This window comes from Roseateles sp. FW305-36 (genome assembly GCF_058787015.1).
Genome location: NZ_JBYSZK010000018.1, coordinates 142,592 through 151,787, shown reverse-complemented (window position 1 = coordinate 151,787; position 9,196 = coordinate 142,592). Strand labels below are relative to the sequence as shown.

The window sequence follows — 9,196 nt, the reverse complement described above, 5'->3', positions numbered from 1 at the left end:
AACACCGGCTGAGCGTCCAATTGGGAAGATACAAGGGGACGGCGATGCTTGCGGCATCGAGCCGCAAGCACATCGCCTGAGGCGGGCCGGCTAGGGGCGGCCCGGCGCTCGTCCCGCAGATCGGACGGTTTACTTGCTGATGAAGTCCAGCAGGTCCTGGTTGAGGCGGTCCTTGTGCGTGTCGGTGATGCCGTGCGGGCCGCCGGCGTACTCGATCAGGCGCGCGCCCTTGACCAGTTTGACCGTGGCGCGGCCGGTGGTCTCGATGGGCACGATCTGGTCGTCGTCACCGTGGATGACCAGGGTCGGGATGTCGAACTTCTTCAGGTCGCCGCGGAAGTCGGAGTTGAAGAAGGCGTCGATGCTGTCGTAGGTGGCCTTGGCGCCGGCCTGCATGCCCTGGGCGAAGAAGCTGTCCACCAGGCCGGCCGAGGGCTTGGCACCCGGGCGGTTGAAGCCGAAGAAGGGCCCGCCCGCGATGTCCTTGTAGAGCTGGGCACGGTTGTCCAGCGAGGCCTTGCGCAGGCCATCGAACACTGCCGTGGGCAGGCCTTCGGGATGGCTGGGCGACTGGCCCATGATGGGCGTGACGGCGCTCACCAGCACGGCCTTGGCGACACGCGCCGTGCCGTGGCGGCCGATGTAGCGGGCCACCTCGCCGCCGCCGGTGGAGAAGCCCACCAGCGTGGCGTGCTTGACGTCCAGGGCGCGCAGCACGGCGTCGAGGTCGTCGGCGTACTGGTCCATGTTGTTGCCGGTCCAGGGCTGGCCCGAACGGCCGTGGCCGCGGCGGTCATGGGCGATGACGCGGTAGCCATGCTCGGCCAGGAACTGCATCTGCGACTCCCAGCTGTCGGCGTTCAGAGGCCAGCCGTGGCTGAAGACGACGACAGGACCGCTCTTCGGGCCCCAGTCCTTCACGTAGAGGGGCGTGCCGTCGTTGGCGGCCACGTATTGGCTGGCGACCGCGGCTGCAGCGGTAGGCGCAGCCAACGCCTGGGTCTGGACGGCGAATCCGCCGAAGGCGATGGTGGCGGCAAGGGCGAGGCGGGTGAGGGCGTTCATGGTGAGCTCCTGTCGGTGGGTGGGGATGTCTTGCGACGGGATGAACTTTGCCGGCGATGGGTGTACTGAAAATGCCATAAAGTACGTTTAACTTTGCATTTGGTACTGGAGCCATGGCTGACCGACTTGCCGCCTTGTTTGCCCATTTCGCGGTGCGTGCCGAGACCTTCCAGATCGGTCCGCTGTGCGGCGTCAACAGCCTGGAGCCCCAGGCGGGGCGCGGCCAGCTGCACCTGATCCGAGAGGGCGGCGTGGAGGTGCACCACGGCACGCCCGAGCCGCTGCGCATAGCCGAGCCCAGCCTGCTGCTCTACCCACGCCCGCTGCCGCACCGCTTCGTGACTGACCCGAGTTGCGGCGCGCAGTTCCTGTGCGCCCACATGGCCTTCGAGGGCGGCGCCAGTCACCCCGTCGCGGCCGCCCTGCCGGCGTGGATCTGCCTGCCGCTGTCGGCGGTACCGGGCTGCGCGCCGGTGCTGACCCAGCTGTTCGCCGAGGCCGAGGCCACGCACTGCGGCCGGCAGCTGATGCTGAACCGGCTGTTCGAGGTGCTGATGATCTGGGTGCTGCGCGAGCTGATGGCCCAGGGTCGGGTCGACTCGGGCATGCTGGCCGGCCTGTCCCATCCCCGGCTGCGCGGCGCGCTGGTGGCGATGCACGACACGCCGCAGCGCGAGTGGCCGCTGGAGGAGCTGGCGGGGGCGGCGGGCATGTCGCGCACCGTGTTCGCCAACAGCTTCCGCGACGTGGTGGGCTGCACGCCGGGCGTCTATCTGCAGCGCTGGCGCATAGCCCTGGCGCAGAAGGGGCTGCGCGAGGGCCGGGCCCTCAAGCACATCGCCGCGGATGTGGGCTATGGCGGCGAGGCGGCGCTGTCACGCGCCTTCCGGGCGCATACGGGGCAGTCGCCGAGGGAGTGGCGCAAGGCGGAGCTGCTGGTGGGCTGAGGCCGGGACAGCGACCTACAAGGTCTTTTCCGCGGGCTCGAAGCGCAGCTCACGGGCATAGCCGAGCAACTGCTCCAGCACCGAGGCGCCGAGCGCATTCTTTGCATGCGGATGCATGATCACCAGGCGCACGCCCAGTTCGGGCCTGGCCTTGGGAAAGCGTTTGGCCAGCTGCCGTTCGACGAAAACCCACTGGTGATACGCCAGCATCTTGTTGCGCGCCCTGGGCTTGGTGAGGCCGTCCTCCAAAGGACGATCGATGACCAGCGCGAGCGTGGCAGCGCCGGTGTCGGGGTCGACCTGGATGGCGTCTACGAAACCATAGTCATTGACGCCCAGTCCGGCCGCAAGAGCCGGACTTGCCGGCAGCGCGAACGCGAACAGGGCGGTGCGGCGCCTCACAAGGCCTTGCGCAGATTCGCCGGCGCGATCTTCATCGCTTCGCGGTACTTGGCCACCGTGCGCCGCGCGCACTGGATGCCCTGCTCCTCGAGCATGGCCGCCAGCGCACTGTCCGACAGCGGCTTCTTGATGTCCTCGGCGGCGACGAACTGCTTGATGAGAGCGCGCACCGCCGTGCTGGAGGCCTCGCCGCCGGCTTCGGTGGAGAGGCCCGAGCCGAAGAAATACTTCAGCTCGAAGGTGCCCCAGCTGGTGGCCATGTACTTGGCCGTCGTCACGCGCGAGATGGTGGACTCGTGCAGGCTCAACTCGTCGGCGATTTCGCGCAGCACCAGGGGCTTCATGGCCAGCTCGCCATGGGTGAAGAAGCCGCGCTGGCGCTCGACGATGGCCTGGCTGACGCGCAGGATGGTGTCGAAGCGCTGCTGGATGTTCTTGATGAACCAGCGTGCCTCCTGCAGCTGGCCGCCCAGCGGCGAGTTGCTGATGCCGCCGCGCGTGGCGCGCAGCGCATTGGCGTAGAGCTCGTTGATGCGCAGCTTGGGCGCCACCTCGGGATTCAGCATGACGCGGAACTCGCGGCCGCTCTTGCGCACGATGACGTCGGGCACGATGGCCGCGGCGGCGCCTTGCGCGAAGCGGCGGCCGGGCTTGGGCTCGAGCTGGGTGATCAGCACCTGGGCCTCGCGCAGCAGGGTCTCGTCAGCGCCGGTCTCGCTCATCAGGCGGCGCATGTCGCGCTTGGCCAGCAATTCCAGATGACCCTTGCAGATGAGTATGGCGATGACCTGCGCTGGGCTCTTGGGCAGTGCACGCAGTTGCAGCGTCAGGCATTCGGACAGGTTGCGTGCCGCGATGCCGACCGGCTCCAGGCTCTGCAGCAGGCGCAGCGCAATGCGCAGCCGGTCCAGCAGCTCTTCCAGTTCTTCGGCGTCTTCGGTGAAGGCCGCCGCGATTTCTTCCAGCGCGTCCTCGAGATAGCCGTCCTCGTTCAGCGACTCGATGAGCACGTGCAGGGCGGCGCGGTCCTCGGCCGACAGATGGTGGCCGGCCAGTTGCTGGCCCAGGTGCTCGGCCAGCGTCGTTTCGGCCGACTCCTGGCTCTCGCGCTCGCCGTCGTCGCTGCCGCTGCCGGCGCTGCTGGGCAGCTCGCGGATGCCGTCGAAGTCGTCGCCCTCGGTGCCGTTCTCCCAGTCCTCGCGCTCGGTGCCGCCGAAGTCCTCGCCACTGAGCTCGGGCGCCTCGGCGGCGTCGGCCTCGCCACCGCTGTCATTGCCGCTCTCGGCGGACGACTCGGCCGGCGCGTTCGCAGCCAGCTCGGGCGTGCTGACGGCGAATTCCTCTTCGGTCTCGAGCAGCGGGTTGCTGGCCAGCATCTGCTCGACTTCCTGATGCAGCTCCAGCGTCGACAGCTGCAGCAGGCGGATGGATTGCTGCAGCTGGGGCGTCAGCGCGAGATGCTGACTGAGGCGTACCTGGAGCGTCTGTTTCATCGCCGCTCCAGGCCCTACATGCGGAAGTTTTCGCCGAGGTAGACCTTGCGCACGTCGGCATTGGCCACGATCTCGTCGGGCGTGCCTTCGGCGAGCACGGCGCCCTCGCTGATGATGTAGGCCCGGTCGCAGATGCCCAGGGTCTCGCGGACGTTGTGGTCCGTGATCAGCACGCCGATGCCGCGCGCCTTCAGGAAGCTGATGATGCGCTGGATCTCCAGCACCGCGATGGGGTCGACGCCGGCGAAGGGCTCGTCCAGCAGGATGAAGCGCGGCTGGGTGGCCAGGGCGCGGGCGATCTCGACGCGGCGGCGCTCGCCGCCCGACAGGGCCGGCGCCGGGCTGTCGCGCAGGCCCTCGATGGAGAGGTCGTGCAGCAGGCCGTTCAGCAGCTCGTCGATGCGGGCCTTGGACAGGGCCTTGCCGCGCTCGTCCTGCTGCAGCTCCAGCACGGCGCGGATGTTCTGTTCGACGGTCAGCTTGCGGAAGATCGACGCTTCCTGCGGCAGATAGCTCAGGCCCAGGCGGGCGCGCTCGTGGATGGGCAGGCGCTGCACCTCGGCGCCGTCGATGCGGATGATGCCGGCGTCGGAGCGCACCAGGCCGACGATCATGTAGAAGCTGGTCGTCTTGCCCGCGCCGTTGGGCCCCAGCAGGCCGACGACCTCGCCGCAGTCCACGCGCACATGGACGTCCTTGACGACCTTGCGCACGCCATAGGTCTTGGCCAGGGCCTCGGCCTCGAGGCGGCTGCCGCAGTCCGCGGCGGCGCGGCCGGTGACGGGTTCGACCGCGGTCATTGAGCCTTCTTCGGCGGCGTGATCGTCGTGGACGGCTGCAGGGGCAGCGCGCCCGCCGGTGCCGAGGCCGCGGCGTCGGGTTGGGTGCGTGGCATCAGCACCATGCGCACGCGGCCGTTGGGATTGGGCGAGGCGTTGCCGCCCTCCAGCGCGAAGACCTCGGTGCGGCTGTCGTAGACGATGACGGCGCCGGTCACTTCGTCGGCCACCGTCGCACCGCGCGTGCGGCGCACCTTGGCGTTGCCGATGAAGCGCACCGTCTCCGTCTTGGTGTCGTATTCGAGCTGGTCGGCCACGCCCTCGATCGCCTCGCCGGGGACATCGCGGGCCTGGCGGAAGCTGACCGGCTTGCCCGTCGCGCCGCTGGCATAGGCCTGCCAGTAGCCGTCGCGGGTCTCGCGCACGTCCACCTTCTCGGCGTTCAGCATCAGGCTGCCCTTGGTGATGATGACATTGCCAAACAGCTCGGTGCGCTGGTTGACGCTGTCGATCCGGCCCTCCTTGTCGGCCGTGAAGACCATGGGCTTGAGCCGGTCGGCCTTCTCGGCCTGGGCGGCGGAGAAGGCAAGCACGAGAGCGAGCGGGATCAGGTGGCGGAACATGGCGGCACGGAAGTTGCAGGCCATTCTAGGGGCCGGCTACCGTCGCCAGCCTTTCCCACGCGGCAACTGCGTCAGGAAACTTTGCCGCTGCGTGCCATCTTGACAAGGAAGTCCGCCACGGCCAGCGCTTGCTGGCCCTGGGCGGCTTCGCTCTGGCCCGGCGTGCCGGCCTGGCCGGGGCTGGTGCGCCAGCGGCCGGCGATGACCAGGGTCGGCACTTCGTTGGCGCCCGCCTGTTCGGCCAGCTTCAGGCCCTGCTGCAGCTTGGCCTGGATGCCGAAGGAGTTGAAGGCCTGCTTGAACTTGGCACCGTCAACGCCCAGGCGGTTGACGAGGGCCACGACGCCGTCTTCGTCATTGGCTTCGACGCCGGCGCGGTGGAAGGCATTGAAGATGCCGCTGTGCACGGCCGGGGTCATCGCGCCCATGGCCTCCAGCGCGTAGTACATGCGCTGGTGCAGCTTCAGGACGGCCTGCTGGCCCACCGGCACGCGGCGGAAGCTGACGTCGGCCGGCAGCTGATGCACCCAGGCCTCCAGCAGCGGGTCGAAGGCGTTGCAGTGCGGGCACTTGTAGAAGAAGAACTCGATGACCTCGATCTTGCCGGGCGTGCCGGGCATGGCCTGGACCAGGCGTGCGTAGTGCTTGCCTTCGATCGGGCCGCCCTGTGCGAACACGGCGGGGGCGAAGCCGGCGCCAATCAGGGCCGCCGTGGCGGTGCGGCGCTTCATGCCTTGTTCCTCGCGCGTTGGATCAGGAATTCGGTGATCTGCAGGGCCTTCTGGCCCAGTTCCTGCTCGGACAGGCGCTGCGGCGAGCCCTTGCTGGCATCGCTGGGCGAGGTCAGGAAGCGGCCGGCGACGCCGATGCTGGGCACGCCGTCGATGCGGTAGGCCTCGGACAGCTTCTCCGCCTGGGTGCATTTGCTGACCACGCCGAAGGAGTTGTAGGCCTCCTGGTATTTGGTCGGGTCGATGCCCAGGGGGGCGAGGAACTTGGCCTGGCTCTTGGCGTCGTCCAGGGCCATGCCCTGCTGGTGCATGGCATTGAAGATGGCGGGGCGCGCCGCGGCTTCCTTGCCCATGGATTCCAGCGCATAGAACATGCGCTGGTGGATCTTGACGTTGGCGCGGAAGGCCACGTGCACCTTGCGGAAGGCGACGTCGCTCGGCAGCTGCTTGGTCCAGGACTCGATGAAGGGCTCGAAGGCGTAGCAGTGCGGGCAGCCGTACCAGAAGAACTCGATCACCTCGATCTTGCCCGGCGGCGTGCCCAGCGGCGGGTTGATGACCATGTACTGGCGGCCCTCGATGGGGCCACCCTGGGCGAGGGCGTTGCCGGCGGCACCCAGGGCGGGGGCGGCGGCGAGCAGGGCGGAGAAATCGCGGCGCTTCATGGCGGCAGTCATCCTTCAGGCGGTAGTGCGGTCAGCGTTGTACACGAACGAGATTGGCCTCGAAGCCGGCAGCCTCAATCTTGCGCTGCAGGTCCTCGGCCGCCTCGCGGGTGTCGTTGGGCCCCAGGCGCACGCGGAAGACGGTGCGGCCGTTCTGCTCGCGCTCCATGACCTTGGCGGTGAAGCCCTGGATGGCCAGCTTGGCCTTCTGGGCCTCGGCCTCCTCGGGGCGGGTGAAGGCGCCGGCCTGGACGAAGTAGACATAGGCGTCGGCACCGGCCGTCGCGGCGGGCGCGGAGGCAGCGGCCGGCGCTTCGGCCTTGGGCGCGGCCGGCTTGGGTGTCGGCAGGGCAGCAGTGGCAGCGGCATTGGCCGTGGCGGCCGCGGCGCTGGCCGTGGTGCTGGGCGGCGGCGGCGCGGCGGCGACGGGCGCATTGACGACGCCGCTGGCGCTGCGCGCGGCCTTGCCGGCCAGCGGGGCGTTCGGGTCCCAGTTCTTGTTGCGCTCGGCCTCCTGCGCGTCCTGCTCGGCGGTGCGCTGGGGCACCTTGTTCACGAAGGGGATGGGCACCTTGGTGATGTACAGGGCCACGCCGAGGGCGACGGCCAGGCCCACCAGCAGGCCCACGATGAGGCCGAGGACGAAGCCGCCTTTCTGGTTCTTCTGGCCGGCGGGTTTGGAGGCAGCAGTCATTCGTTCTCCGGGGTTTCCGAGGTTTCAGCCGCAGTGTCGCGGCTCATCTGCTCAGGCGCGCTGACGCCCAGCATGCCGAGGGCATTGGCCAGCACCTGGCGGGTGGCGGCCAGCAGGGCGACGCGGGCGCGGCTCAGCTCGGGGGCCTGGTCCATCACGCGCTCGGCGGCGTAGTAGGAGTGGTAGGCGCCGGCCAGGTCGCGGGCGTAGAAGGCGACGTCGTGCGGCGCGATGCCGCTGGCGGCGCCGGTCAGCATGTCGGGATAGGCGGCGAGCTTGAGCATCAGCGCCTCCTCGGTCGGTGCCGTCAGCAGGCTGAGGTCGGCGCCGGCGATGGCCGCGACGTCGCCGCCCATTTCGGCAGCCCATTTGCGGATGACCGAGCAGATGCGTGCATGCGCGTACTGCACATAGAACACCGGGTTCTCGTCATTGGCCTTCAGGGCCAGGTCGACGTCGAAGATGAATTCGGTGTCGGCCTTGCGGCTGATCAGGAAGAAGCGCACCGCGTCGCGGCTGGTCCAGTCGATCAGGTCGCGCAGCGTCACATAGGAGCCGGCGCGCTTGGAGATCTTGACCTCCTCGCCGTTCTTCATGACCGTGACCATCTTGTGCAGCACGTAGTCGGGGAAGCCCTGGGGGATGCCCAGGTTCTGCGCCTGCAGGCCGCCGCGCACGCGGGCGATGGTGCCGTGGTGGTCGGTGCCCTGGATGTTGATGCACTGGGTGTAGCCGCGCTCGAACTTGTTGACGTGGTAGGCCACGTCGGGCACGAAATAGGTGTAGCCGCCCTCGGACTTGCGCATCACGCGGTCCTGGTCGTCACCGTAGTCGGTGGACTTGAACCACAGCGCGCCGTCCTTCTCGTAGGTCTTGCCGCTGTCGACCATGCGTTGCACGGCCGCGTCGAGCTGGCCGCCCTTGTAGACGCTGGTCTCGAGGAAGTAGTTGTCGAACTTCAGGCCAAAGGCCTGCAGGTCCAGGTCCTGCTCGTGGCGCAGATAGGCCACGGCGAACTGGCGGATGCTGTCCAGGTCGTCAATGTCGCCCGAGGCCGTGAACTCGCGGTCGTCGGCCTTGACGGTTTCCTTGGCGACGAAGGCGTCGGCGATGTCCTGGATGTAGTCGCCGTTGTAGAACTTCTTGCTCTCCGGGTTGTCCGGATCGGTCGGCCAGACGGCGTCACCGGGCTTGAAGCCCTGCAGGCGCATCTGCGTGGACTTGGCCAGGGTGGCGATCTGCACACCGGCGTCGTTGTAATAGAACTCGCGGGTGACCTGGTGGCCCTGGCTCTGGAACACCGAGCACAGCGAGTCGCCCAGGGCCGCCTGGCGGGCATGGCCGACGTGCAGCGGCCCGGTCGGGTTGGCCGACACGAACTCGATCATCACGTGCTTGTCCGTGGCCGGGCGGTGGCCGAACCTGGCGCCGGCGGCCAGCACTTCGGCCACGACGGCCTGCTTGGCTTCGGGCTTGAGGCGGATGTTGATGAAGCCGGGGCCGGCGATTTCCAGGGCCTGCACCCAGGCCTGGAAGGCCGGCTTGGCCTGCAGGGCGGCGATCAGGCGGGTGGCCAGCTCTCGGGGGTTGGCCTTCAGCGGCTTGGCCAGCTGCATGGCGGCCGTGCAGGCGAAGTCGCCATGGGCGGCCTGCTTGGGGGATTCGAAGGCCACCGCGGCATTCGAGCCGGGGGCGATTTCCTGGAGAGAGTCGGCGAGTGCGGCGAGCAGCGCCTGCTTGGCTTGGATCATGGGGGCGATTTTAGGAGGCGGGCCTCGTCCAGCCAGAACGCATGGC

Annotated in this window: 10 protein-coding genes; 1 reads left to right on the top strand and 9 read right to left on the bottom strand. The window is 68.6% G+C overall.

Annotation, left to right across the window (positions count from 1 at the left end):
* Positions 1 to 129 precede the first annotated feature (129 nt).
* A complete protein-coding gene (locus AC3WOE_RS26440) occupies positions 130 to 1,065 on the bottom strand; it encodes an alpha/beta fold hydrolase (RefSeq protein WP_492694790.1) in 936 nt (311 codons plus the stop codon).
* Positions 1,066 to 1,178: 113 nt separating this feature from the next.
* Between AC3WOE_RS26440 and AC3WOE_RS26435 the strand changes: the two genes are divergently transcribed.
* Positions 1,179 to 2,012: an AraC family transcriptional regulator gene (locus AC3WOE_RS26435; RefSeq protein WP_492694788.1), complete on the top strand. Its 834-nt coding sequence runs from the start codon at positions 1,179 to 1,181 to the stop codon at positions 2,010 to 2,012.
* A 15-nt stretch (positions 2,013 to 2,027) separates the two neighbouring features.
* Here the strand turns inward: AC3WOE_RS26435 and AC3WOE_RS26430 are convergent, their stop codons facing one another.
* The 8 genes from AC3WOE_RS26430 to argS all read right to left on the bottom strand — a co-directional run bounded on the left by AC3WOE_RS26430 (position 2,028) and on the right by argS (position 9,150).
* A complete protein-coding gene (locus tag AC3WOE_RS26430) occupies positions 2,028 to 2,414 on the bottom strand; it encodes a hypothetical protein (RefSeq protein WP_492694786.1) in 387 nt (128 codons plus the stop codon).
* Positions 2,411 to 3,907: an RNA polymerase factor sigma-54 gene (locus AC3WOE_RS26425; protein WP_492694784.1), complete on the bottom strand. Its 1,497-nt coding sequence runs from the start codon at positions 3,905 to 3,907 to the stop codon at positions 2,411 to 2,413. The genes AC3WOE_RS26430 and AC3WOE_RS26425 overlap by 4 nt, the downstream gene beginning before the upstream one ends.
* Positions 3,908 to 3,921: 14 nt before the next feature.
* Entirely contained in the window at positions 3,922 to 4,707 is a 786-nt protein-coding gene (gene lptB, locus AC3WOE_RS26420) for an LPS export ABC transporter ATP-binding protein (RefSeq protein ID WP_492694782.1), read from the bottom strand.
* Positions 4,704 to 5,309: a lipopolysaccharide transport periplasmic protein LptA gene (lptA, locus tag AC3WOE_RS26415; protein WP_492694780.1), complete on the bottom strand. Its 606-nt coding sequence runs from the start codon at positions 5,307 to 5,309 to the stop codon at positions 4,704 to 4,706. Before lptA ends, lptB begins: the two co-directional genes overlap by 4 nt.
* A gap of 71 nt (positions 5,310 to 5,380) precedes the next feature.
* The gene (locus tag AC3WOE_RS26410; protein WP_492694778.1) at positions 5,381 to 6,040 is read right to left on the bottom strand and encodes a thiol:disulfide interchange protein DsbA/DsbL; all 660 of its coding nucleotides are present in this window, start codon (positions 6,038 to 6,040) and stop codon (positions 5,381 to 5,383) included.
* Positions 6,037 to 6,705 (bottom strand): thiol:disulfide interchange protein DsbA/DsbL, encoded by a 669-nt coding sequence (locus AC3WOE_RS26405; protein WP_492694776.1) that lies wholly within the window; start codon positions 6,703 to 6,705, stop codon positions 6,037 to 6,039. Before AC3WOE_RS26405 ends, AC3WOE_RS26410 begins: the two co-directional genes overlap by 4 nt.
* A gap of 31 nt (positions 6,706 to 6,736) precedes the next feature.
* Positions 6,737 to 7,399: an SPOR domain-containing protein gene (locus AC3WOE_RS26400; protein ID WP_492694774.1), complete on the bottom strand. Its 663-nt coding sequence runs from the start codon at positions 7,397 to 7,399 to the stop codon at positions 6,737 to 6,739.
* The gene (gene argS, locus AC3WOE_RS26395) at positions 7,396 to 9,150 is read right to left on the bottom strand and encodes an arginine--tRNA ligase (RefSeq protein ID WP_492694772.1); all 1,755 of its coding nucleotides are present in this window, start codon (positions 9,148 to 9,150) and stop codon (positions 7,396 to 7,398) included. The genes AC3WOE_RS26400 and argS overlap by 4 nt, the downstream gene beginning before the upstream one ends.
* Positions 9,151 to 9,196 lie beyond the last annotated feature (46 nt).